Annotated in this window: 22 protein-coding genes; 19 read left to right on the forward strand and 3 right to left on the reverse strand. The window is 54.5% G+C overall.

The features are described 5' to 3' along the window. Window positions 1-13 precede the first annotated feature (13 nt). From recF to dnaA, 3 genes are all read right to left on the reverse strand, one after another. Entirely contained in the window at window positions 14-1120 is a 1107-nt protein-coding gene (recF, locus tag D0544_RS12125) for a DNA replication/repair protein RecF (RefSeq protein WP_125016505.1), read from the reverse strand. A gap of 28 nt (window positions 1121-1148) precedes the next feature. After that, window positions 1149-2252: a DNA polymerase III subunit beta gene (gene dnaN / locus D0544_RS12130; RefSeq protein WP_125016507.1), complete on the reverse strand. Its 1104-nt coding sequence runs from the start codon at window positions 2250-2252 to the stop codon at window positions 1149-1151. A gap of 89 nt (window positions 2253-2341) precedes the next feature. After that, window positions 2342-3847 carry a chromosomal replication initiator protein DnaA gene (gene dnaA / locus D0544_RS12135; RefSeq protein ID WP_125016509.1) on the reverse strand — a complete coding sequence of 502 codons (1506 nt, stop codon included), beginning with the start codon at window positions 3845-3847 and terminating at the stop codon, window positions 2342-2344. A 410-nt stretch (window positions 3848-4257) separates the two neighbouring features. Here dnaA and rpmH point away from each other — a divergent pair, with 410 nt between their 5' ends. The 19 genes from rpmH (at window position 4258) to glmS (ending at window position 23577) form a co-directional block, all read left to right on the forward strand. Continuing rightward, complete coding sequence (gene rpmH / locus D0544_RS12140) at window positions 4258-4392, forward strand: 50S ribosomal protein L34 (protein ID WP_125016511.1); 135 nt, start codon at window positions 4258-4260, stop codon at window positions 4390-4392. A gap of 5 nt (window positions 4393-4397) precedes the next feature. Further along, window positions 4398-4805, forward strand: coding sequence for a ribonuclease P protein component (gene rnpA / locus D0544_RS12145; RefSeq protein ID WP_243647332.1), 408 nt, complete (start codon window positions 4398-4400; stop codon window positions 4803-4805). A 174-nt stretch (window positions 4806-4979) separates the two neighbouring features. Further along, the gene (yidC, locus tag D0544_RS12150; protein ID WP_125016513.1) at window positions 4980-6653 is read left to right on the forward strand and encodes a membrane protein insertase YidC; all 1674 of its coding nucleotides are present in this window, start codon (window positions 4980-4982) and stop codon (window positions 6651-6653) included. 127 nt (window positions 6654-6780) lie between these two features. Beyond that, window positions 6781-8154, forward strand: a complete 1374-nt coding sequence (mnmE, locus tag D0544_RS12155; protein WP_125016515.1) for a tRNA uridine-5-carboxymethylaminomethyl(34) synthesis GTPase MnmE — start codon at window positions 6781-6783, stop codon at window positions 8152-8154. 388 nt (window positions 8155-8542) lie between these two features. Continuing rightward, window positions 8543-10426: a tRNA uridine-5-carboxymethylaminomethyl(34) synthesis enzyme MnmG gene (mnmG, locus tag D0544_RS12160; protein ID WP_125016517.1), complete on the forward strand. Its 1884-nt coding sequence runs from the start codon at window positions 8543-8545 to the stop codon at window positions 10424-10426. After that, complete coding sequence (gene rsmG, locus D0544_RS12165) at window positions 10426-11073, forward strand: 16S rRNA (guanine(527)-N(7))-methyltransferase RsmG (RefSeq protein WP_125016519.1); 648 nt, start codon at window positions 10426-10428, stop codon at window positions 11071-11073. The genes mnmG and rsmG overlap by 1 nt, the downstream gene beginning before the upstream one ends. Before the next feature lie 15 nt (window positions 11074-11088). Continuing rightward, window positions 11089-11877 (forward strand): ParA family protein, encoded by a 789-nt coding sequence (locus D0544_RS12170; protein WP_125018271.1) that lies wholly within the window; start codon window positions 11089-11091, stop codon window positions 11875-11877. 34 nt (window positions 11878-11911) lie between these two features. After that, on the forward strand, window positions 11912-12784 hold the full coding sequence (locus D0544_RS12175; protein ID WP_481147844.1) for a ParB/RepB/Spo0J family partition protein: 873 nt from the start codon (window positions 11912-11914) through the stop codon (window positions 12782-12784). 317 nt (window positions 12785-13101) lie between these two features. Beyond that, window positions 13102-13494: an ATP synthase subunit I gene (locus tag D0544_RS12180; RefSeq protein WP_125016523.1), complete on the forward strand. Its 393-nt coding sequence runs from the start codon at window positions 13102-13104 to the stop codon at window positions 13492-13494. 19 nt (window positions 13495-13513) lie between these two features. After that, a complete protein-coding gene (gene atpB, locus D0544_RS12185) occupies window positions 13514-14443 on the forward strand; it encodes a F0F1 ATP synthase subunit A (RefSeq protein WP_125016525.1) in 930 nt (309 codons plus the stop codon). Between the two features lie 48 nt (window positions 14444-14491). After that, window positions 14492-14731, forward strand: coding sequence for a F0F1 ATP synthase subunit C (gene atpE / locus D0544_RS12190; RefSeq protein WP_125016526.1), 240 nt, complete (start codon window positions 14492-14494; stop codon window positions 14729-14731). Between the two features lie 43 nt (window positions 14732-14774). Continuing rightward, entirely contained in the window at window positions 14775-15245 is a 471-nt protein-coding gene (locus D0544_RS12195) for a F0F1 ATP synthase subunit B (protein ID WP_125016528.1), read from the forward strand. Window positions 15246-15257: 12 nt separating this feature from the next. Continuing rightward, the gene (locus D0544_RS12200; RefSeq protein WP_125016530.1) at window positions 15258-15794 is read left to right on the forward strand and encodes a F0F1 ATP synthase subunit delta; all 537 of its coding nucleotides are present in this window, start codon (window positions 15258-15260) and stop codon (window positions 15792-15794) included. A gap of 26 nt (window positions 15795-15820) precedes the next feature. After that, complete coding sequence (gene atpA / locus D0544_RS12205) at window positions 15821-17365, forward strand: F0F1 ATP synthase subunit alpha (RefSeq protein ID WP_125016532.1); 1545 nt, start codon at window positions 15821-15823, stop codon at window positions 17363-17365. Between the two features lie 81 nt (window positions 17366-17446). Beyond that, window positions 17447-18307, forward strand: a complete 861-nt coding sequence (atpG, locus tag D0544_RS12210; RefSeq protein WP_125016534.1) for a F0F1 ATP synthase subunit gamma — start codon at window positions 17447-17449, stop codon at window positions 18305-18307. A 40-nt stretch (window positions 18308-18347) separates the two neighbouring features. After that, window positions 18348-19745: a F0F1 ATP synthase subunit beta gene (atpD, locus tag D0544_RS12215; protein ID WP_125016536.1), complete on the forward strand. Its 1398-nt coding sequence runs from the start codon at window positions 18348-18350 to the stop codon at window positions 19743-19745. 63 nt (window positions 19746-19808) lie between these two features. Then, complete coding sequence (locus D0544_RS12220; protein WP_125016538.1) at window positions 19809-20234, forward strand: F0F1 ATP synthase subunit epsilon; 426 nt, start codon at window positions 19809-19811, stop codon at window positions 20232-20234. Between the two features lie 101 nt (window positions 20235-20335). After that, a complete protein-coding gene (glmU, locus tag D0544_RS12225; RefSeq protein WP_125016540.1) occupies window positions 20336-21730 on the forward strand; it encodes a bifunctional UDP-N-acetylglucosamine diphosphorylase/glucosamine-1-phosphate N-acetyltransferase GlmU in 1395 nt (464 codons plus the stop codon). 14 nt (window positions 21731-21744) lie between these two features. Beyond that, a complete protein-coding gene (glmS, locus tag D0544_RS12230; RefSeq protein WP_125016542.1) occupies window positions 21745-23577 on the forward strand; it encodes a glutamine--fructose-6-phosphate transaminase (isomerizing) in 1833 nt (610 codons plus the stop codon). The last annotated feature ends 419 nt before the right edge of the window (window positions 23578-23996 follow it).

A 23996-nucleotide genomic window follows, 5' to 3' on the forward strand; every position in this document is an offset into this window, starting at 1 on the left:
TGTGAACCCCGCCTTATGGCTGGGCTAACTCAACTATGTTTCCATGTTTCACGTGAAACATTTTTCGAACAGCATTGGTGGGCCAGGCGCCCTCCAATGTATCGGATTCAATGCAGGTGACAAACACCTGACATTCCAATGCCACTAACTCGTGACACAGTATGGTTCGATGCTCACGGTCTAGCTCTGCCGCAAGATCATCCACCAAAAAAACACTGTTCGTGGCCGGTGAATGGTCACGAAATAATCTGGCTTGTGCCAACTTAAGAGCACAAACCAGAAGCTTCTGCTGTCCCCTTGATAACCTTTCAACCGCGTTATCACGACCAATCCGGACCGATAGATCCGCTCGATGAGGACCGGTTTGGGTGAACCCAAGTTTGGAGTCACGATCGACCTGCTGATCAAGCTGGTCAATAAAGGGCGTTTTAGCATCCCAACCGCGGGTATAGGAGAGCGAAAGATGTTCTCCCTCTAGCCCTAACTCAAAACGGTCTACCAGGTCTCTTACCACCGGTGCCAGCAGTGAGAAATAGGACTGACGCATCTGATCAATATGCTCGGCATTACGAGCCAGCTCTGCGTTCCATACAAGCAGCTGAGATGGATCAATTTTACCATGTCTGAGGAGATGATTGCGCTGTTTTAATGCGGACTGGTACTGACGCCAACACCCAAGAAACTGATGTTCCACGTGAAACACACCCCAATCAATAAACTGACGACGCGGTTTTGAACCACCAGTCAACAGGGTGAAGCTATCAGGTGTAATAAGTTGAACAGGGAGGGTAGTCGCCAGAGTAGCCGCTGAGCGCTGATGGATTCCGTTGATTTTGAGCTCACCGCCGCCATCGATGGTTCGCTTTACACCAAGACGGTGGGGCATCCCTTGGGATAGAAGCTCGCCAAAAACGACACAATCGGTGGAGCCGGTCTGGATGATGGGCTTGAGTTTTGTACTTCGGAAGGAGCGTGCAGTACCAAGCAGGTGGATAGCTTCAAGAAGGGAAGTTTTGCCACTACCATTCTCACCCAGAATGATGTTGATACGGGGTGAGGGTTCTAGCTGCGCTTCCGCGAGGTTACGCAGCTGAAGAACCCGTATACGGGAGAGAGACATTATGGATAAGGGGAGGGTACGGGAGACCTTACAACCTCATCGGCATCACAACATAGAGAGAGTCACCCTCATCAGCCTCCTGAAGCAAGGCACTACTATTGGGGTCGGAAAGGGTGAACTTAACATTATCACCAGTTAAAACGGAGAGAACGTCGAGCACGTAACTGACATTAAAGCCGATCTCAAGGCTTGCTCCCTGATAGTTAACCGATACCTCCTCCTGTGCCTCCTCCTGCTCAGGGTTATTGGCGGTCAGGGTGAGGCTACCATCAGTTAGCACCAGACGTATACCGCGGTATTTCTCGTTGGAAAGAATAGCGGTACGATTAAAAGCCTGGCGCAGCATCTGACGATCTCCGACAACCTCCTTATCCCCCCCCTTGGGCAGTACACGGTCGTAGTCGGGAAACTTGCCATCGACCAGTTTGGAGGTAAAGGTAAAGGAGCCGGTATTGGCGCGAATATGGTTAGCACCCAAAGAAAGAGATACCGCCTGGGCCCCCTCGGTAAGTAGACGCGCTAACTCCATAATACCTTTACGCGGTACGATGACCTGGTGCTTGTCCTGTACTGAACTGTCAGCATCAACCGTACAAAGCGCCAGACGATGGCCATCGGTAGCAACAGCGCGCAAGCTGCCCTGGTTAATCTCAAGAAGTAACCCGTTGAGATAGTAGCGAACATCCTGCTGGGCCATGGCAAAGCCAGTCCGGTCGATGAGACGACGGAGTTTTTGCTGCTCAATGGTGAATTTGAGAGAGTCTGGACTTTCCTCAACACTAGGAAATTCTGTAGCCGGTAACGTAGACAGAGAGAAACGGCTACGACCCGACTTAAGAATGAGCTTTTGGTCATCAAGGGCCAACTCAATGAGCGCACTGTCAGGAAGCGCCTTACAGATATCCATCAATTTGCGTGCAGGTACCGTGATCTCGCCCTCATCTGCGGGGTGCTCAAGCTCTACGCGGCCTACCAACTCGACCTCAAGATCCGTCCCGGTCAAAGAGAGTTGATTGCCCTCGACAACCAGCAAGACATTGGAAAGAACCGGCAGCGTCTGGCGACGCTCAACCACCCCGGCCACCAACTGCAGGGGTCTGATAAGTGCTTCACGGCTAATGGTCAGTTTCATAGTTTTTCTCTGTTCTATCCCGGTACAAAGTAGTTTAGTGGTAAAGCCTGTTGCGCTTCAGTGAGTGGTAGTGACATTGGAGGATGCCGCTAGGTGGTCAGGGAGCGTAATAGATTCTTGTAATCTTCGCGTATCTCGCTATCAGATTCGGTAAGCTCTTTAACTTTACGGCACGCGTGCAAAACCGTCGTATGATCACGCCCCCCAAAGGCATCACCGATCTCCGGGAGGCTGTGATTGGTTACCTCCTTGGAGAGTGCCATGGCAACCTGACGAGGACGGGCAACAGAGCGGCTCCGGCGCTTTGAGAGAAGGTCCGAAATCTTGATCTTATAGTATTCTGCTACCGTCCGCTGGATGTTGTCGATACTGACCTGTTTCTCCTGAAGGGCAATCAGGTCTTTCAAACTTTCGCGAATGAGCTCAACAGAGATATCACGCCCCATAAATCTGGCGCTGGCAATGACCCGCTTGAGAGCTCCCTCCAGGTCACGAACATTGGAGCGAATACGCTGGGCTATAAAGAAAGCGGAGTCATGGGGGAGCTCGATCTGAACCTGCTCGGCTTTTTTCATCAGAATCGCGACCCGTGTTTCCAGTTCAGGGGGCTCAACGGCTACGGTCAGGCCCCAGCCGAAACGTGACTTGAGACGCTCTTCCAACCCGTTGATCTCCTTGGGGTAGCGGTCGCAGGTAAGGATCATCTGTTGGCCACCCTCGAGCAGGGCATTAAAGGTGTGAAAAAACTCTTCCTGAGAGCGCTCCTTGTTGGCAAAAAACTGAATATCATCAATCAGGAGGGCATCTACGGAGCGGTAGAAACGTTTAAAATCGTTGATGGCGTTAAGCTGAAGCGCTTTAACCATATCGGCAACGAAGCGTTCCGAAGTAACGAATATGACCTTGGCATTGGGGTTCAGGTCGACAATATGGTTACCAACGGCATGCATCAGGTGAGTCTTACCCAAGCCCACGCCACCATAAAGAAAAAGAGGGTTGTAGGCCGCACCGGGGTTTTCAGCAACCTGGCGCGCAGCCGCAAGGGCTAGCTGATTGGATTTACCCTCAACAAAGCTGTTGAAGACAAAAGAGGTGTTAAGAGAGCTGTTATGCTTTATTCCACCCTCGACTTCGACCACACGCTTCTTGGCAGGAGGGACTATCTCCGCAACGGCCACAGGACTAGGAGCTGAGGGAGGGATGGCGGCTGCGTGAGAAGATGAGGGGGAGGATGCGAGTTCGGGCGTGCCACGGGAATGGGCCTGAACACGAGTGCGATACCCTTCGGTACGCTCTCCACGATCGATCGGCACTCCACCGGTGTGCCCGCCCCTGGAGGAAAAATTGGGTGCACGATCAGCGACCCGCATCAAAACTTCCGGCGGGGTATCGGTGCCCAGTTGGGCAACCACTTCACGAATACGCCCCAGGAACTTGTCGCTAACCCATTCAAGAACAAACCGGTTAGGGGCCAACAGGGTAATAACGTTATTCTCAGCCTCGACCTTCAGGGGGCGAATCCAGGTATTAAACTGCTGGGCAGGAAGCTCGTTTTGCAAAACAGCAAGGCTTTGCTGCCATAGATTTATAGGCACAATTGATTCAGCTCCAGTGGGTGGTGGTTGGGCAGGCCAAGGCTGTTAATAATACCTCTAAAAAAGACAGTTATCCACACACAAAACGGGGGGAGGTATAGAAAACAAGGACCTTTAGTTATATTTTTCAGTATGTTAGAAACTTATAAAGCAACAAGGGGGGAATAAGCAGGGTGTGGGTAACTTTGTGAATAACTAAACGGTGGCAGAGCCGGAATAAGAGCAATAACACCTCTATATATTGGGTTATTCAGAGGTTTAGACACTAGATGTAGATAGCTTAAAAAATGCCCTGCATTAACCCTCTAAACCATTGACGCATTGGGGCAAATTCCCTAGAATTGCGCGTCCTCAAGTGGGGTCTCAGCCTCATCCGAGTTTAACCCCGTAAGTTTACAGGTAACTGAATCATGAAAAGAACCTTTCAACCCAGCGTCCTGAAGCGCGCACGTGCCCACGGTTTCCGTGCTCGTATGGCAACCAAAAACGGCCGCCTGGTTATCAAGCGCCGCAGAGCCAAGGGCCGCAAGCAGCTCACAGCTTAAGCTGAGTGTCTGCCATAACTGGCAACAGTAAAGGATTTGATCGTAGACGGCGCCTGTTAAAGGCAGCTGACTACAAGCAGGTTTTCGACGGCGCCGAGTTCAAGGTTTCGCATTCCCATATGCTGATCCTGGCTCGGCGCAGTGCTATTGATCATCCACGAGTGGGACTGGTCATCGCTAAAAAAAATATTCGGCTGGCGGTCACCCGCAACCGGGTAAAGCGCCTGATTCGAGAGTCCTTTCGACACCAGCAGGCTGATCTTGGTGGGCTGGATATCGTTGTCCTGGCCCGCAAGGGGTTAGGTGAGCAGGAAAACCGGATAATCTCGGACCTGCTTAACCGACTGTGGCAAAAGCTACAGAAAAAGAGTGTCCAAGCTCACCCTTGTGAAGCCAAAAAAAAGACGTGTTGATCACGTCTTTTTTTATGGGCCAAAGCACCATCCGCTCGTCATTCACGGCTATTTTTGGCGTGCCACTATCGTGGGGGGGTGGAAAGGCAACAATATCACGTATAATGCTGCCTTTCCGCCGCGTCTCAACGACACACAGCGGCCACTACTCACCCATTAAACGGCTAGTATTCCATGGATTTGCAAAGAACTATCCTTGTCGTCGCCTTGGCGGTTGTCGGTTACCTGCTGATACTGCAGTGGAACAACGACTATAACCAGCCCTCCAACGCACCGGCTGAATCAACCACCCTCAGCAGCCCGGCCCTGCCAGCCTCCGCGAAGCAGCCCAGTGCTAACAGCTCAGATGCCCCACAGGCAATGGATGCCGCTACCCCAGCAGCTCCAGTAGACCAGCCTAAGGCCGCGACCGGTCAGCTGGTCACGCTGACCAGCGATGTCCTGGAGATCGAAATCGATCCGCGCGGAGGCGATATTGTTAAGACCGCTCTGCTCGCCTATCCTCGGCACAAAGAGACGCCGGACCAGCCCTTTGTACTGCTCGAACGGACACAACAGCGTACCTTCGTTGCACAGAGCGGATTGACGGGGCGAGATGGTCCTGACCGAAATGGACACCCGCTCTACAGTAGCGAGAAGACCAGCTACTCACTTGAAGAGGGCCAGGACTCTCTGGTAGTTGACCTCACGTTGGTCGAGGATGGAGTCACCATCACCAAACGCTATACGCTGACTCGAGGCCAGTACGACATCGAGGTAGAACACCTGGTCGACAACGGTACGGACCGCAACTGGCAGGCAAATTTCTATGCTCAGCTAAAGCGTGACAGCTCCGGCGATCCCAGCAACCAGGGATCAGCAACAAGCTTTAGCACCTACATTGGCGCCGCAGTCAGAACCGCTGACGAGCCCTACCACAAGCTCAGCTTCGATGACTTCAGCAGCAAGCCCTTCAAGGAGACGCTGACCGGCGGCTACGCAGCCATCCTCCAGCACTACTTTGTTGCGGCCTGGGTACCGGATGCGAACAGCTCGCACACTTACCAGACCCGCACCGCATCGAGTGGTGACAACATTATCGGGCTGGTTGACGGCGCCATGGTGCTGGAACCGGGCCAGAAGGGGAGTGTAAGCGCCAAGCTTTACGCAGGTCCAAAACTGCAGGACCGACTGGAGGCCCTCTCCCCTGGTCTTGAATTGACCGTGGACTACGGGATCCTCTGGTTCATTGCCCAGCCCCTGTTCGTGATCCTGACCTTTATCCACTCCTTTGTTGGTAACTGGGGTTGGGCAATCATCCTCCTAACCGTAATGGTAAAAGCGGTCTTCTACCCACTTTCTGCAGCCAGCTACCGCTCGATGGCCAATATGCGTCGCGTCTCCCCCATGCTGGCCAAGCTCAAGGAGCAGTTTGGTGACGACCGCCAGAAGATGAGCCAGGCGATGATGGAGCTCTATCGCAAGGAGAAGATCAACCCGCTGGGGGGCTGCCTGCCGATACTGGTACAGATGCCTGTCTTCATCGCCCTCTATTGGACGCTGCTAGAGAGTGTTGAGCTGCGCCAGGCTCCCTTTATGCTGTGGATCGATGACCTGTCACAGATGGACCCCTACTTCATCCTGCCGTTGATCATGGGTGCCTCGATGTTTGTCCAGCAACAGCTGAACCCGACCCCCCCCGATCCCATTCAGGCACGGGTCATGAAGATGATGCCGGTGATCTTCACCTTCTTCTTCCTCTGGTTCCCATCCGGACTGGTCATCTACTGGGTTGTTAACAACCTGCTCTCTATTCTCCAGCAATGGATGATTACACGACAGATTGAGGCGCAGGCAGCAGCCCGCTAGGTAGTCACTGGAAAACCCAATAAAAGGCCTTAATACTTTACGTTTTAAGGCCTTTTTTTATGAATTAAGTTTGAGAAAAAAAACGGTCAAGCCATGCTTGATCATAAAGCTACAAGGTAAAAAAACGATGAACACTCACCAGCAAAAGAAAGAGACCATAACTGCGATTGCGACAGCACCTGGCAGGGGTGGGGTGGGTATCGTTCGGGTGTCAGGCCCCCTGGCAGAACAGATTGCCGAAAAGATCTGCTTGAAGAGGTTAAAGCCAAGACATGCGCACTACGAGTCCTTCCACGACAGCCGGGGGCAGGTGCTGGATCAGGGCATTGCGCTTCTTTTCAAGGGACCAAACTCCTTTACCGGAGAGGATGTAGTCGAGTTTCAGGCCCATGGAGGCCCTGTCATCCTTGACCTGCTACTGGCCACCACACTGCAGGAGGGGGCACGCCAGGCCAGGCCAGGGGAATTTTCCGAGCGCGCCTTCCTCAACGATAAGATTGACCTGACCCAGGCAGAAGCGATTGCCGACCTTATAAATAGCTCCTCGGAGCAGGCGGCACGCTCAGCGCTGCGTTCCTTGCAGGGTGATTTTTCCTCCCTTATTAACCAGCTGGTCGAACAGCTGATACAGCTCAGGATCTACGTTGAAGCCGCCATCGACTTTCCGGAGGAGGAGATCGACTTTCTGGCTGACGGCAAGGTAGCCAAAGACTTAAAGGACCTGGAGCGGGAGCTAGGATCAATTATCAAAAAGGCAGGGCAAGGAGCAATCCTGCGCGAGGGTATGACAGTAGTGATCGCAGGGCGCCCTAATGCCGGCAAATCCAGTCTCCTCAACGCCCTGTCAGGCCGTGAGAGTGCCATCGTCACTGATATCGCAGGAACCACCCGGGACCTGCTGAGGGAGCAGATTCATATCGATGGCATGCCCCTGCATATTGTGGATACTGCTGGCCTCAGGGAGAGCGACGATGCCGTTGAGCAGATAGGGGTGACCCGTGCGCTATCGGAGATAGAAAAGGCCGACCGGGTATTGCTGATGGTAGACGCCACCACTACCGGAGCCAGGACGGCACAGGAGGCCTGGCCGGAGTTTATCGATCTGCTACCCGATGCCAGCAAGCTGACCCTCATACGCAACAAAATCGATCAGAGCGGCGAAGAGCCCGGCGTTGAGGATACCCACGAGGGAACGCTGGTTCGCCTCTGTGCAACCGACCACCGGGGCATCGATGGACTACGTCAGCACCTGAAGCAGTGCATTGGCTTCGAAGGCACCACCGAAGGCAGCTTTATGGCGCGTCGGCGTCACCTCGAATCGCTGTCAAAAGCAGCGGTGGCGCTCACCAACGGGCGAATGCAACTGGAGGTGATGGGGGCAGGTGAGCTCCTGGCTGAGGACCTCAAGTCGGCTCAACAGGCGTTGGGGGAGATTACCGGGAGCTTTAGCTCCGATGATCTTTTGGGGCGGATTTTTTCCAGTTTCTGTATCGGAAAGTGACCTCTGTCGGGGCGCGGGAACCCTGTGGGTAACCCCGGTATCACTTCCCCGGGTAATCTGTGGATAAAAGCGCTTGTGAATAACCCGGCTTTTATCCACACCTTACCCCCCGTCCTCCCCCAACATACTGAGCCAAACATAACAGCCTTTGGATAGGTTTAACCATCTGAAAAATATAACATTAGTGCGCTTACCCACAGAAAACTGCCTCACCATATATAACAACATCATTAAAAAACACATATATAAAATACTTAAATATTCACTACAGATAGATCTTGGGCTGTTAATAAAAAAGATTCTTTTTTAGCCACTAGCCTTTATACTTATGCCCCCCAAAAATCTCTCAATCGATTCCTTGGCCATCGTTCGCCAAAAGGTGGAGCCCGTGGATTATCCCTCTCGCTATGGCGTAATAGTCGTTGGTGGCGGCCATGCCGGTACCGAAGCGGCCCTTGCGTCCGCCCGTATGGGCGTTAAAACCCTGCTGATTACCCATAATGTCGAAACCCTGGGACAGATGTCCTGCAACCCGGCAATCGGCGGAATCGGCAAGAGTCATCTCGTCAAGGAGATCGATGCACTCGGGGGGGGCATGGCCGTGGCTACCGACCGAGGTGGGATCCAGTTCCGGGTATTGAACTCGCGCAAGGGCCCGGCGGTCCGTGCCACACGCGCGCAGGCGGACCGTGTGCTCTACAAGGCGGCTATACGCACTCTTCTTGAGAACCAGCCCAACCTCGAGATCTTCCAGCAAGCGGTCGACGACCTCATCCTTGAGCAGGAGACCGTGGTGGGCGTTGTCACCCAGATGGGATTACGTTTTTTTGCTGACTCGGTGGTGTTAACGGCTGGTACCTTTCTGGGCGGTGTGATTCATATTGGACTGCAAAACCACAGTGGGGGACGGGCGGGTGACCCCCCCTCGACCACCCTCGCCAAACGCCTGCGGGAGCTCCCGTTCCGCGTTGAGCGGCTGAAGACAGGAACACCGCCTCGCATCGATGCGCGCTCGGTCGACTTTTCCGTGATGACCGAACAGCCCGGGGACACCCCGACACCGGTAATGTCCTTCATGGGCTCTGTCGACCAGCACCCCAGGCAGATCAGTTGCTATATCACGCACACCAATGAACAGACCCACGACATCATTCGTGCGGGACTCGACCGCTCACCCATGTATACCGGCGTGATTGAAGGGGTGGGCCCAAGGTACTGCCCGTCGATCGAGGACAAGATCAACCGTTTTGCCGATAAAAACAGCCACCAGGTGTTTGTCGAGCCTGAGGGACTGACCACCCACGAGCTTTACCCCAACGGTATCTCGACCAGCTTGCCTTTCGATGTTCAGCTCAAGCTGGTGCGCTCGATTCGTGGCTTTGAGCAGGCCCACATCGTGCGTCCCGGCTACGCGATCGAGTATGACTACTTTGACCCCAGGGATCTAAAGCCCTCGCTGGAGAGTAAGTTCCTGCAGGGTATCTTCTTTGCTGGCCAGATTAACGGTACCACCGGTTACGAGGAGGCGGGAGCCCAGGGTCTTCTGGCCGGCCTCAACGCGGCTCGCCGAAGCCAGCAGCGTGAGGCCTGGTGTCCGCGGCGGGATGAGGCGTATCTGGGGGTACTGGTCGACGACCTGATCACCAACGGCACCAGCGAACCCTACCGAATGTTTACCAGCCGGGCGGAGTATCGACTTGTGCTTCGTGAAGATAACGCAGATCTGCGGCTCACTGAAAAGGGGCGCGAGCTGGGGCTGGTGGACGATCTGCGTTGGGCGCGCTTTGAGCAGAAGCGCGAGGGGATTGCGCGAGAGCAGCAACGCCTTTCCGAGACCTGGGTACAGCCGGGTTCCGCTGCGGCTAAAGCGATTGACCCCCTGTTGGAAAAACCGATGACCCACGAGTACAGCCTGCTGGAGCTGCTGCGCCGGCCGCAGTTAAGTTACGCGCAGCTGACCGAGGCAACCGGTGTCGGGGAGGAGGATCCACAGGTGTGCGAACAGGTGGAGATCCAGACCAAGTACCAGGGCTATATTGATCGCCAGGCAGAAGAGATTGAACGTCTGCGCAACCATGAGCAGACCCTGCTACCGGCCGACCTGGACTACCGGGCGATTGATGGGCTCTCCAACGAAATCCGGCAAAAGCTGAGTGATAACCGCCCCGATACGCTGGGGCGTGCATCGCGTATCGCCGGGGTGACGCCCGCCGCAATCTCTTTGTTGCTGATCCACCTCAAAAAGCGTTCACTGATCAGGAAGCAGGCCTAATGGTTACCGACGCACTGGCCGGTGATTTTGCCCGCGGGATTGAGAAGATGGGACTTAGCCTGGATGGGGCAGCCCAGCAAAAATTACTGGAGTACCTGCGCTTGCTGGCGAAGTGGAATCGCGCCTATAACCTCACCGCTGTACGTAATATCGAGGATATGCTACCGCGCCACTTGCTGGATAGCTTGAGTGTGAGCCCTTACTTAGTGGGTGATCGTGTGCTGGATGTTGGCACCGGTCCAGGCTTGCCCGGTATCCCACTTTCGATCACTTATCCTGAACGGCAATTTACGTTGCTCGACAGTAATGGTAAAAAAACAAGGTTTCTGCATCAGGCCGTGGTTGAATTGAAGTTGACCAATATCCGTGTTTGCCAGAGCCGGATTGAGGCCTTTGTCGATGCCGAACCCTTCGATGCCATCCTCTCCAGGGCTTTTAGCACCCTGCTCGATATGGTCAAAGGCTGCTACGAACTGTGCGCAGCCGGGGGGTATTTTCTGGCGATGAAAGGGGTCTACCCCCAGCAGGAGCTGGAGGAGTTGCTGCAGCATTACCCGCAGCTTGAGGTGGAGTCTGTGCTTCCCCTCAACGTACCGGAAAGCGAAGGTGAACGGCACCTGGTGGTGTTACGAAAGCCGAGCGCGTAAAACAGGGGCATCATGGTGGGCAAGATACTAGCAGTAACCAATCAGAAGGGTGGGGTAGGCAAGACCACAACCTGTATTAACCTGGCAGCGTCACTGGTCGCGACCAAACGGCGGGTGCTGTTGGTTGATCTTGACCCCCAGGGCAATGCCACCATGGGAAGCGGGGTGGCAAAGAATGAGCTGGAGCGCTCTGTTTATGACGTACTGATCGGTGAGTGTGAAATCGAGCGTGCCATTCAGGCGACCGAGCAGGCGGGCTACGACATACTGCCTGCCAATGGAGACCTGACCGCCGCCGAAGTGGAGCTGCTCGACCTAAGCTCAAAAGAGAAGCGCCTGGCTTATGCGCTGCGCAAGGTGCAGGACAACTACGATTTTATTTTGATCGACTGCCCTCCATCGCTGAATATGCTCACCGTTAATGCGTTGGCCGCAGCCAACGGGGTGGTGATTCCGATGCAGTGCGAATACTACGCCCTCGAGGGGTTGAGTGCGCTGATCGATACCATTGGGCGTATTACTGAGGTGCTCAACCCCGGGCTGGAGATCGAGGGGCTGCTGCGGACCATGTATGATCCGCGTAACGGCCTCACCAACGACGTATCGGCTCAGCTCACCCAACACTTCGGTGACCGGGTCTACCGTACCGTGATACCGCGCAATGTTCGACTCGCCGAGGCCCCCAGTCATGGCTTGCCCGCCATGGTCTACGACAAGCAGTCGAAAGGTGCTCTGGCGTATCTGGCGCTGGCGGGGGAGTTGATCAGGAAACAGGAAAAACCCAGGCAAGCGATCTCCGCTTGATGGCACAGGACTAAGTGAGCAAATACGTATGGCGGTGAAAAAGCGAGGATTGGGGCGGGGCTTGGATGCGCTGCTGGCGGGGAGTGCCCTGCCCAAGGCAGAGGGCGAGTCGGCTACGAAAGCCTCTACGGACGGAAAGCTGGCCCAGATCCCGGTTGAGTTTATTCAACGAGGCAAGTACCAGCCACGCCGCGATATGCAGCCTGAGGCCCTGGAGGAGCTGGCCAACTCAATCAAGGCGCAAGGGGTAATGCAGCCGATCGTGATTCGCCCCATCGGCGTGGACCGCTACGAGATTATCGCCGGAGAGCGGCGTTGGCGCGCAGCCCAGAAAGCAAGCTTGGATCGAATTCCTGCGATCATCCGGGACGTGCCCGATGAGGCAGCGATCGCGATGGCGCTGATAGAGAATATCCAGCGCGAAGACCTCAACCCGGTCGAGGAGGCGTTGGCGCTGCAGAGACTGCAGGAGGAGTTCGAGCTCACCCAGCAGCAGGTGGCCGATGCGGTGGGTAAATCCCGCACCACGGTGACCAACCTGTTGCGGTTGATTGGCCTCAACCCCGAGGTAAGAACCATGTTGGAACATGGTGACCTGGAGATGGGCCATGCCAGAGCCATGCTGACCCTGAACGAAACGCAACAACTGGAAGCGGCCCGAGAAGTAGTGGCACGAGCCTTGTCGGTTCGCCAGACCGAAGCCCTGATCCGCAAGCTTCAGCAGCAAGCAAGCAGCCCGAAACCGGAACAGGCCGTGAACCCTGACATTCGGAACCTTCAGGACTCTCTGTCGGAGCGACTGGGAGCCGCGGTGCGAATCGACCACAGTGCCCGCGGCAAGGGGAAACTGGTAATCCAATACAACAACCTGGATGAGCTGGACGGTATTCTTGCTCATATCAAATAGTCTAATTGACCCCTTCGGGGGTACTTACAAAAAGCGGGAAGGGGTTGGTTGCTGAAAAAACCATCAAACTATATGTAGTGTTTAGGTGGGTAGTGTTACCCATATCTAGCTATATGTACGCTTAGTTTCGGTTTCGCAGCTTATTGTTTTTACAGTAAAAAAAGGCCTTTTCGCCACAGGCTTTTTTCTGGCAGCCCCCCCTGATGGCTATTGAATGAGGGGGGCATTCCCCCTATAATCACCGACGCTTTGAATCAGGGTAACGTGCCCGGTCTCTAAAAAAGGCGATCCAGGGGCAATGGTGAGGGTGAGCTGACGTGAAGAAATCCGTATCTCACATCACTCGATCGCCCCTGTACAGATTATTGGCGTTGCAATTGATCGTAACGCTGTCGATGGGGATGCTCTTTTCCCTGCAGAGCTTTGAAGCAGCCTATTCCGCGCTGCTGGGCGGTATGGTCTTCATGCTTCCCAATGCGCTTTTGATTTATAAGACCTTTATCTCCGTCAGGGTAGGGTCGGTACGAAAAATAACCAACTCGATGTACGTTGGTGAAGCAGTGAAGTTTGGTTTAACAGCGATACTTTTTGCGGCTGTGTTTGCGTTTATCACACCGCTCTATGCACCCTCGCTGTTTATAACCTTCTTTGTTGTGCTGATGATCAACAGTCTGTCGCCGCTATTGAGTGGGCGACTGAACGACAGTTAATAACGTTTGAGACCAAGGTATGGCAACTGAAATTACCGCATCGTCGTATATTCAACACCACCTCACCAACCTGACCTATGGCAAGCTCCCCGCGGGCTATGAACGAGCCGATGGCAGTGTGCTTTCCGATAGCCTCTGGACCATGGCCGCCTCCGGTAAGGAAGCAGCCGATATGGGATTCTGGGCGCTGAACCTGGACAGTATGGGTATCTCCATCCTCCTGGGAGCCGTTTTCTACTGGATGTTCCGCAGTGTTGCCAAAAAAGCCACCTCGGGTGTGCCAACCGGGATGCAGAACCTGGTGGAGACGGTGGTCGAGTTTGTGCAAAGTAACGTCAGCAGTATGTTCCCCTACAAGAACCCGATGGTGGCACCAATGGCTCTCACCATTCTGGTGTGGGTGTTCTTTATGAACCTGATGGACCTGATAGCGATTGACCTGATCCCCGAGATCGCAAAGATCATCGGTGTGACCGTATTTGGTGCCGATGCGCATCACGTCTACTTCAAGATTGTGCCCTCGACCGATCCCAACATTACCCTTGGGATGGCGGCCTGTGTCTTTATCCTGATCCTCTTCTACAGCTTCCGTGAGAAGGGCATTGGTGGATTTATGGGTGAGCTTTGCCTGCACCCCTTTAGCAGCAAGAACATAGCACTTCAGGCGTTTTTTGTGCCGATTAACTTTGTCCTGGAGTTCGTCAACCTGATCGCCAAGCCGGTATCACTGGGTTTGCGACTGTTTGGCAATATGTACGCTGGTGAGATGATCTTTATCCTGATCGCTCTGATGTTCAGCGGTGGCTTCCTGATGGGAGTATTCGGCGGCAGTCTCCAGCTGGTCTGGGCGCTGTTCCACATTCTGATCATCTCTCTGCAGGCGTTTATCTTTATGGTTCTCACTATCGTGTACATGAGCATGGCTTATGACACGGGTGAAGATCACTAAAGCGTTTTCTTTTTAATAACCAACCTTAGTAAATCTGGAGATAAAACAGTGACTGAAGCAACTGCTCTGTTAGTAATCGCAAGTGGCATCCTGATGGGTCTGGGCGCTGTAGGTGCGGCTATTGGTGTAGGTATCCTGGGTTCCAAGTTCCTGGAAGGTGGTGCTCGCCAACCAGAACTGATCCCCATGCTGCGTGCTCAATTCTTTATCGTTATGGGTCTTGTTGACGCTGTTCCTATGATCGGTGTCGGTCTGGGTATGTACATCCTGTTCGTACTGGCTGGCTAAGTAGAAACACCACGACATCAATTCCAATTAACGGAGAAGCGGTGTGAATTTTAATCTAACGTTTATCGGCCAGATGATTGCGTTTGGCGTATTCGTTTATCTGGTCATGAAATATGTTTGGCCACCAATCCTGGCGGCGATGGAAGAGCGTAAGAAGTCCATCGCCGAAGGGTTGAGTGCTGCCGAGCGTGCTTCACGTGATCTTGATCTGGCTAAGAAAAAAGCCAGTAAAGAGCTGCGTGATGCCAAGCAGCAAGCTGCTGAGTTGATTGACCAGGCGAACAAGCGCTCCAACCAAATCATTGATGAGGCCAAAGAACAGGCCCGTTTAGAGGGTGATCGATTGCTTGCTGCTGCTCGTTCAGAAATTGAGCAGGAGAAGAATCGACTTAAGGAAGCGCTTCGTGCAGAAGTGGCAGCCATTGCTGTTGCTGGTGCTGAGAAGATTCTGCAGTCCTCTATCGACGCGAATGCTCACAGTGAGATGCTCGATAAACTCGCTAAAGAACTTTGATAGGGGTTAATCATGGCAGAGTTAACGACAGTAGCCAGGCCCTACGCTAAGGCAGCGTTTGAGGCAGCCCAGGATTCGGGTGATCTCGACCTTTGGGCCGGGATGCTCCAGCTGGGTGCTGCAGTAGCCAAAGATGACTCCATGAAATTGTTTCTGGATTATCCGGCACTGAGTCGTGAACAGAAGGCCGCCGCTTTCGTGGATGTCTGCGAAGGCAAACTGAATGAAGAAGCTAAAAACTTGTTCACGGTAATGGCCGAAAACAACCGTCTGGGTTTGTTGCCTGAGGTTTCAGCACTGTTTGAAAACTTCAAGGCTCAGCAGGAGAAGCAGATCGACGTCAAGGTCGAGACCGCTTTTGATATGAGCGATAAGCAACAATCTGCCCTGGCACAAGCATTGAGCAAAAAACTGGATCGCAAGGTAAACCTGAGCAGCGAAACCCACGCCGAACTGATTGGTGGTGTAGTGATTCGCGCGGCTGATCTGGTCATCGATGCATCTGTTCGCAGCAAAATCTCGAAACTAGCCGAGGCGATTAACTCCTAATCGAATTAGGATTTGAGGATAAAGGCATGCAGCAACTAAATCCCGCTGAAATCAGCGAAATTATCAAGAAGCGTATCGAGAAGCTCGATATCACTTCTGAGGCCCGTAACGAGGGCACCATTGTCAGCGTATCCGACGGTATCGTGCGGATCCACGGCCTGGCAGACGTAATGTACGGCGAAATGATCGAGTTCGATGGCGGCCTGTACGGTATGGCCATGAACCTTGAGCGTGACTCGGTCGGTGCCGTAATCCTGGGTGATTATGAGCCGTTGGTAGAGGGCGGAACCGCTCGTTGCACCGGTCGTATCCTCGAAGTACCGGTTGGCCCTGAGCTGCTCGGACGCGTGGTGGACACCCTGGGTAATCCTGTCGATGGAAAAGGTGCTATTGACACTGAGTTAACCTCACCGGTTGAAAAGGTTGCTCCTGGTGTAATTGCCCGTCAGTCCGTTGATGAGCCGGTACAGACGGGTCTTAAGGCGATCGACTCCATGATCCCGATCGGTCGTGGCCAGCGTGAGCTGATCATCGGTGACCGTCAGGTGGGTAAGTCCGCTGTTGCGATCGATACCATCATCAACCAGAAAGGCACCGGTATTAAGTGTGTCTACGTTGCCATCGGCCAGAAGCAGTCTTCTATCGCCAACGTGGTGCGTAAGCTGGAAGAGCACGGTGCGATGGAGCACACCATTGTGGTCAACGCGGGTGCCGCTGACACCGCTGCCCTGCAGTACCTGGCACCTTTCGCCGGTTGCTCCATGGGTGAGTACTTCCGTGACCGTGGTGAAGATGCCCTGATTATCTACGATGACCTGACCAAGCAGGCTTGGGCCTACCGTCAGATCTCCCTGCTGCTGAAGCGTCCTCCCGGACGTGAGGCCTACCCCGGTGACGTATTCTACCTCCACTCCCGTCTGCTCGAGCGTGCCGCTCGTGTCAACGCTGAGTACGTAGAGCAGTTCACCAACGGTGAAGTGAAAGGCAAAACCGGCTCGTTGACCGCCCTGCCGATCATCGAGACCCAGGCCGGTGACGTATCTGCGTTCGTACCGACCAACGTAATCTCCATCACCGACGGCCAGATCTTCCTCGAAGCAGACCTGTTCAACTCCGGTATCCGTCCTGCGATCAACCCCGGTATCTCCGTATCCCGCGTCGGTGGTGCAGCACAGACCAAGGTCATCAAGAAGCTCAGTGGTGGTATTCGTACCGCTCTGTCCCAGTACCGTGAGCTGGCGGCTTTCGCCCAGTTCGCCTCTGACCTTGATGAAGCAACCCGCTCTCAGCTGGAGCACGGTGAGCGTGTAACCGAGCTGATGAAGCAGAAGCAGTACTCTCCGATGAACATCGCCGAGATGGCTGTCAGTCTTTTTGCTGCGGAAAAGGGTTACCTGAAGGACGTTGAACTCAACAAAGTTCTGGATTTCGAATCCGCTCTGATCGCTTACGCTGACAGCGAGTACGCTGAGCTAATGGCAAAAGTGGGGCAGAGTGGTGATTACAACGACGAGATCGAGAACACCTTGAAAGAGATGCTGGAGAAATTCAAGGCAACTCAAACCTGGTAACAAGAGAAAGGCCAGTCGTACTAACGGCTGGCTTTTCCGTACTACCTCCGGGTAGTGCCAGCAACCAGATAAAGGTGAGATATGGCAGTCGGAAAAGAGATACGTACACAGATAGGTAGCATTAAAAATACGCAGAAAATCACGGGCGCCATGCAGATGGTGGCCGCGAGTAAGATGCGTAAAGCTCAAAATCGTATGGAAGCCAGCCGCCCTTACGCAAAGCGTATTCGTGAAGTGGTTGGTCATGTTGCAAACTCGTCACCCGAGTACCAGCATGCCTACATGAAAGAGCGGGAAGCCAAGCGCGTCGGATACATCATTGTATCCACCGATCGCGGCTTGTGTGGTGGCCTGAACATCAATGTGTTCAAGCACACAATCAAGTCGATGAAGAGCTGGTCCGACCAGGGTGTGGCGGTTGATATCTGTGTCATCGGTAAAAAAGCGGGAGCGTTTTTCCGCCATTACGGCGGGAACGTTGTTGCCGCGGTCAGTGATCTGGGTGACCAACCCAATATCGCGGATCTGATTGGTGCCGTTAAGGTGATGCTCGATGCCTACGATGAGGGCAAGATCGACCGTTTGTTCCTGGTGTACAGCAATTTTGTAAACACCATGACCCAGCAGCCGGTTGATGAGCAGCTGTTGCCTTTGCCAGCGGACGATGATGAGGCCCTGAAGCATCATTGGGACTATATCTATGAGCCCGATGCCAAGGAGCTGCTGGACGGTCTGTTGATCCGCTATATCGAGTCACAGGTTTACCAGGCTGTGGTGGAAAATGGCGCTTGTGAACAGTCTGCGCGTATGGTGGCGATGAAGAGCGCGACCGACAACGCCGGTGAGCTCATCGATAAACTGCAACTGGTTTATAACAAGGCTCGTCAGGCTGCGATTACCCAAGAAATTTCTGAGATTGTAAGTGGTGCGGCGGCCGTTTAAGGCGTCGATGACCAACGAGTATTTATAGAGGATCCTACTTATGAGTAGCGGACGTATTGTACAGATCATCGGTGCCGTGATCGACGTGGAGTTCCCCCGCGACAGCGTACCCAAGGTGTTTGACGCCTTGAAGGTAGAGGGGAAAGAGACCACTCTCGAGGTTCAACAGCAGTTGGGCGACGGTATCGTGCGCTCCATCGCCATGGGCTCTACTGAAGGGTTGAGCCGTGGCCTGAGCGTTTCCAGCACCAATGCACCGATCATGGTACCCGTAGGGATTGAAACCCTCGGCCGTATCATGGATGTGTTGGGTAACCCCATCGACGAGCGTGGTGACATCGGCGAGAAGGAGCGTTCCTCCATTCACCGTGCCGCGCCTACCTATGCCGAGCAGTCAGCTTCTGCTGACCTGCTGGAAACCGGCATCAAGGTAATCGACCTGGTTTGCCCCTTTGCCAAGGGGGGTAAGGTCGGACTGTTCGGTGGTGCCGGTGTAGGTAAAACCGTAAACATGATGGAGCTGATCAACAACATCGCCCTGAAGCACTCCGGTCTGTCCGTGTTTGCAGGGGTAGGTGAGCGTACTCGTGAGGGTAACGACTTCTACCACGAGATGCAGGAAGCTGGCGTTGTTAACCTTGAGAAGCCTGAAGAGTCCAAGGTAGCGATGGTTTACGGCCAGATGAACGAGCCCCCAGGAAACCGTCTGCGTGTGGCCCTGACCGGCCTGACCATGGCAGAGAAGTTCCGTGACGAGGGTAAGGACGTACTGCTGTTCGTCGATAACATCTATCGTTATACCCTGGCCGGTACCGAGGTATCTGCACTGTTGGGTCGTATGCCCTCTGCAGTAGGTTACCAGCCGACTCTGGCTGAAGAGATGGGTCGTCTGCAGGAGCGTATTACCTCCACCAAGACCGGTTCTATCACCTCTATCCAGGCGGTATACGTACCGGCGGATGACTTGACTGACCCCTCTCCTGCAACCACCTTCTCCCACCTCGATGCGACCGTGGTACTTAGCCGTGACATCGCTGCCAAGGGTATTTACCCGGCGATCGATCCGCTGGACTCCACCTCGCGTCAGCTCGACCCGCTGGTGATCGGCCAGGAGCACTACGAAGTGGCCCGTGGCGTTCAGGGTACCCTGCAGCGCTACAAGGAGTTGAAGGATATTATCGCGATCCTGGGTATGGACGAGCTGTCAGAAGAGGATAAGCTGACCGTAGCCCGTGCCCGTAAGATCGAGCGTTTCCTCTCTCAGCCATTCTTCGTAGCGGAAGTATTCACCGGCTCTCCCGGTAAGTACGTTTCCCTGAAGGACACCATCGCTGGCTTCAAGGGCTTGCTTTCCGGTGAGTACGATAACCTGCCCGAGCAGGCGTTCTACATGGTTGGCTCCATCGATGAAGCCATCGAGAAAGCCAAGAAGCTGTAAGTTGTGGATGGCGGTTACTCCGGTATCCGCCATAATGGTTAAACCGACAAGAGGCAAATAACGATGGCAATGACTGTACATTGTGACATCGTCAGCGCTGAAACGGCGATCTTCTCCGGTCTGGTGGAGACGGTTATCGCCTATGGTAGCGAAGGTGAACTGGGGGTAACTCCGGGTCACGCGCCCCTGCTGACCGGCTTGAAGCCGGGTCCTATCCGGATCATCAAGCAAAACGGCGAAGAGGAGATCTACTTCATCTCCGGTGGCTACCTGGAAGTGCAGCCGAACAACGTTAAGGTGTTGGCTGACACCGCTTTACGTGCCGACGATATGAATGAGGCCGCGGCCGAAGAGGCCAAGCGGGAAGCTGAGCAGGCGCTCGCTAACCAAAGCTCGGAGCTGGACTACTCCCGCGCTGCGGCACAGTTAGCAGAAGCCAGTGCGCAGCTGCGAACCCTCAGGCAGATCCGTGATAAAATCCGCAAATAATCGCGGGCCTGAATATGCTGTACCTAAGGGCAGTCTGCGGACTGCCCTTTTTTCATTTACAGGGCCTCATTTAAACACTTTTTGATACACAGGTTGGGTGCATGCGCGTCGACATTGTAATCCTGGCGGCCGGTCAGGGAAGCCGTATGAAATCTTCGCTGCCCAAGGTGCTGCATGGCATCGCGGGTAAACCAATGGTCCAGCATGTGATCGAGCGAGCTGAGGAGTGCGTGGCACATTTTGGCTCGGGTAGAATTCATGTAGTCGTGGGCCATGGCGGCGATCAGGTTAAGCAGCGCCTTTGTGCCCTCGATCTCTCCTGGGTAGAGCAGAGTGAGCAGAAGGGGACCGGTCACGCAGTGGCCCAGGCCCTGCCCGAGATAGCGGGTGCTGATCGGGTGCTGGTACTCTATGGCGACGTTCCCCTTACCAGCTCGTCCTCCCTTATAGAATTGGTGAGCTCGCTGGATCAGGCCCCCCTGGCCCTCTTGACCGTTGCTCTGGACAATCCGGCCGGCTATGGCCGTATTATCCGTAACCAACAAGGGGGGGTAACCGCCATTGTGGAGCACAAGGATGCATCTCCCGAGCAGCTCCTAGTCAATGAGGTCAATACGGGCATCCTGGCCACCACTGCCGCTAATCTTCAGCGCTGGCTGCCGGCCCTCAGGGCCGACAATGCACAGGGGGAGTATTACCTTACCGACACCGTTGCGATGGCGGTAGCCGAGGGTGAGCAGGTAGTGGCCTGTAACGCGCCCGTTGAGCAGGAGGTTCAAGGGGTCAACAACCGTCAGCAGCTGGCGGATCTGGAGCGCTGGTATCAGCGACGACAAGCTGAACGACTGATGGCAGAGGGGGCTACACTGATGGATCCCGCACGCATGGATGTGCGTGGTCATCTCTCGGTGGGGCAGGATGTTGTTATTGATGTGAACTGCGTCTTCGAAGGGGAGGTAACCCTGGAGGATGGTGTCATTATTGGCCCAAACTGTGTCATCAACGGCAGCCGAATTGGCAGAGGCAGCCACATCAAGGCCAACTCGGTGCTCGAGCAGGCGCTGGTAGGTGAATGCTGCGAGGTGGGTCCCTTTGCACGGCTGCGGCCAGGAACCCAACTGGCAGCCAAAGCCAAGATCGGTAACTTTGTCGAAACCAAGAAGGCGATTGTCGGTAAGGGCAGCAAAATCAACCACCTGAGCTACGTTGGCGATGCCGAACTGGGTGAGGCGGTAAATGTGGGTGCCGGCACCATTACCTGTAATTACGATGGTGTTAACAAGTTTAAAACCCAGATAAAGAGCGGCGCTTTTATCGGCTCCAACACCTCCCTGGTGGCACCGGTAACGGTAGGTGAGGGGGCAACTACAGGGGCGGGGTCCACTATCACCAAGTCGGTGGAGGATGGAGAGCTGGCCGTGGCCCGTGGCCGGCAACGAAACCTGTCGGGCTGGCAACGGCCGGTCAAACAGGAAAGCAAAACCACTGGGGAATAAAGAAGGAAACGGTTATGTGCGGAATTGTTGGGGCGGTTGCCCAGAGAGATGTGGCGGATATCCTGCTCGAGGGTCTCAAACGTCTCGAGTATCGTGGTTATGACTCTGCCGGTGTCGCTATTGTGGACGGGCAGGGTAATATGCAGCGGGTACGACGCCTTGGTAAGGTGTCGGAGTTGGCAGAGGCACTGCTGGCGCATCCCCTGAGCGGAGGAAGTGGTATTGCCCATACTCGATGGGCGACACATGGTGTACCCAGCGAAAACAACGCCCACCCTCACGTTTCCTGTGGCGATCTGGCCATTGTCCATAACGGCATCATCGAAAACCACGAAGTGCTGCGTGATGAGCTGAGCAGGGATGGCTATAAGTTTACCTCCGAAACCGATACTGAGGTAATGGCACATCTGATTCACCGCGAGCTATCAAAAAATGAGGATTTGTTGTCTTCAGTCCTCGCAGCGGTCAATCAGCTTGAAGGTGCTTATGGCACAGTAGTGATGGATCGTCGTGATCCCAGCCGGCTCGTAGCTGCCAGGTCTGGAAGCCCACTGGTGGTGGGGTTGGGGATCGGTGAAAACTTTCTTGCATCCGACCAGTTGGCGCTGCTGCCGGTCACACGCCGCTTTCTTTTTTTGGAAGAAGGCGATGTCTGTGAGATGACCCGCACTAAAGTCGATATTTACGATCGCAGCGGAACGCGGGTGGAGCGTAGGGTGATCGAAAGCGACCTGGATCACGATGCGGGAGACAAGGGGCAATATCGCCATTACATGCTCAAGGAGATCCACGAGCAGCCGAGTGCTGTCCGCAATACGCTTGAAGATCGCCTGACCGATAGGAGGGTAATTATCGAGTCCTTTGGTGAGAAGGCCGCCGACATTTTTTCTAAAGTAAAAAATGTTCAGATTATTGCCTGTGGCACCAGTTATCACGCCGGCATGGTGGCGCGCTACTGGTTCGAGTCGGTAGCGGGAGTCCAGTGTAATGTTGAGATAGCCTCGGAATTCCGATATCGGAAAAGTTTTGTGCCGGACAATAGCCTTTTTGTCACTATTTCCCAGTCCGGAGAAACTGCCGATACCCTTGCGGCCCTGCGTCTGGCCAAGGAGTCCGGTTATATGGCGTCACTGACGTTGTGCAATGTTCCCGGCTCATCCCTGGTGCGAGAGTCGGACTTGGCGTTCATGACGCGTGCTGGCGCCGAGATTGGTGTGGCCTCGACCAAAGCCTTTACCACCCAGCTGGTGTCGCTGCTGATGCTTGTTGCCGCCATCGGTCGGTACAACGATCTCAGCGAGGAGAGTGAGGCGAAACTGGTCAAGTCCCTGCGTTCACTGCCCTCGGTGATCGAAAGTGCGCTCTGCCTGAGCGACGATATCGAAACCATGGCTGAGGCTTTCTCCGACAAACATCATAGCCTGTTCCTCGGGCGCGGGAGCCAGTACCCGATCGCCATGGAGGGGGCCCTGAAACTGAAGGAGATCTCCTATATCCACGCTGAGGCCTACGCGGCTGGCGAGCTCAAGCATGGACCGCTGGCACTGATCGACAACAGCATGCCGGTAGTGGTGGTGGCCCCCAACAATGAGTTGCTGGAAAAACTCAAATCCAACATGGAAGAGGTGAGGGCGCGTGGCGGTTTGCTCTATGTGTTTGCCGACAGCGATGCCCGCCTGATGCAGGGGAATAATGTTGAGGTGCTGACCCTGAACCGGGTGGATGACTTGATCGCCCCGATCGTCTACACCATCCCGTTGCAGTTGCTCTCCTACTTTGTCGCCATCATCAAAGGCACGGATGTCGACCAGCCACGCAACCTCGCCAAGTCGGTCACGGTAGAATAGCCCCCCCACGAAAATGAGCCCGCCAGCAGGTCTGGCGGGCTTTTCAGCATGATAAAGAAACAGTGAAGAGCTCGGTGGATTGGCCAGCAGCTCACCTAAGCCACAAGTTTCGACACCTCTATCAGTATCTCTGGTACCACAATAGTGCGTATCACGGTGACGCACGCTTCAAGCCCGGCGAGGTGTAGCGTAGGGCGGAGAGCGTCTGTGGGAAAACGCAGAAATAAAATGACAGCCATAAAAAATGGCTATTGGCACTCTAGGGGGGGGGCACCGTGCCATTAATGACCACTAACCAAGGGTTCCTGCATATGATGGGTAGTCGGCGGCAGAGAGCAAGAAGCTGTTCCGTGCGAAAGGTGGTTTGGCGTAAAGGACCCTTAGCGAACTAAACGAAACGTTAGACGCCGCTGATCAAC

The organism is Aestuariirhabdus litorea, assembly GCF_003864255.1.
Taxonomy (GTDB): domain Bacteria; phylum Pseudomonadota; class Gammaproteobacteria; order Pseudomonadales; family Aestuariirhabdaceae; genus Aestuariirhabdus; species Aestuariirhabdus litorea.

Excerpts from the sequence above, each read along its gene's own strand:
- recF (WP_125016505.1), bottom strand. The coding sequence starts at position 1,120 with ATGTCTCTCTCCCGTATACGGGTTCTTCAGCTGCGTAACCTCGCGGAA.
- dnaN (WP_125016507.1), bottom strand. The coding sequence starts at position 2,252 with ATGAAACTGACCATTAGCCGTGAAGCACTTATCAGACCCCTGCAGTTG.
- rpmH (WP_125016511.1), top strand. The coding sequence starts at position 4,258 with ATGAAAAGAACCTTTCAACCCAGCGTCCTGAAGCGCGCACGTGCCCAC.
- yidC (WP_125016513.1), top strand. The coding sequence starts at position 4,980 with ATGGATTTGCAAAGAACTATCCTTGTCGTCGCCTTGGCGGTTGTCGGT.
- mnmE (WP_125016515.1), top strand. The coding sequence starts at position 6,781 with ATGAACACTCACCAGCAAAAGAAAGAGACCATAACTGCGATTGCGACA.
- rsmG (WP_125016519.1), top strand. The coding sequence starts at position 10,426 with ATGGTTACCGACGCACTGGCCGGTGATTTTGCCCGCGGGATTGAGAAG.
- atpB (WP_125016525.1), top strand. The coding sequence starts at position 13,514 with ATGGCAACTGAAATTACCGCATCGTCGTATATTCAACACCACCTCACC.
- D0544_RS12200 (WP_125016530.1), top strand. The coding sequence starts at position 15,258 with ATGGCAGAGTTAACGACAGTAGCCAGGCCCTACGCTAAGGCAGCGTTT.
- atpA (WP_125016532.1), top strand. The coding sequence starts at position 15,821 with ATGCAGCAACTAAATCCCGCTGAAATCAGCGAAATTATCAAGAAGCGT.
- atpG (WP_125016534.1), top strand. The coding sequence starts at position 17,447 with ATGGCAGTCGGAAAAGAGATACGTACACAGATAGGTAGCATTAAAAAT.
- atpD (WP_125016536.1), top strand. The coding sequence starts at position 18,348 with ATGAGTAGCGGACGTATTGTACAGATCATCGGTGCCGTGATCGACGTG.
- D0544_RS12220 (WP_125016538.1), top strand. The coding sequence starts at position 19,809 with ATGGCAATGACTGTACATTGTGACATCGTCAGCGCTGAAACGGCGATC.
- glmU (WP_125016540.1), top strand. The coding sequence starts at position 20,336 with ATGCGCGTCGACATTGTAATCCTGGCGGCCGGTCAGGGAAGCCGTATG.
- glmS (WP_125016542.1), top strand. The coding sequence starts at position 21,745 with ATGTGCGGAATTGTTGGGGCGGTTGCCCAGAGAGATGTGGCGGATATC.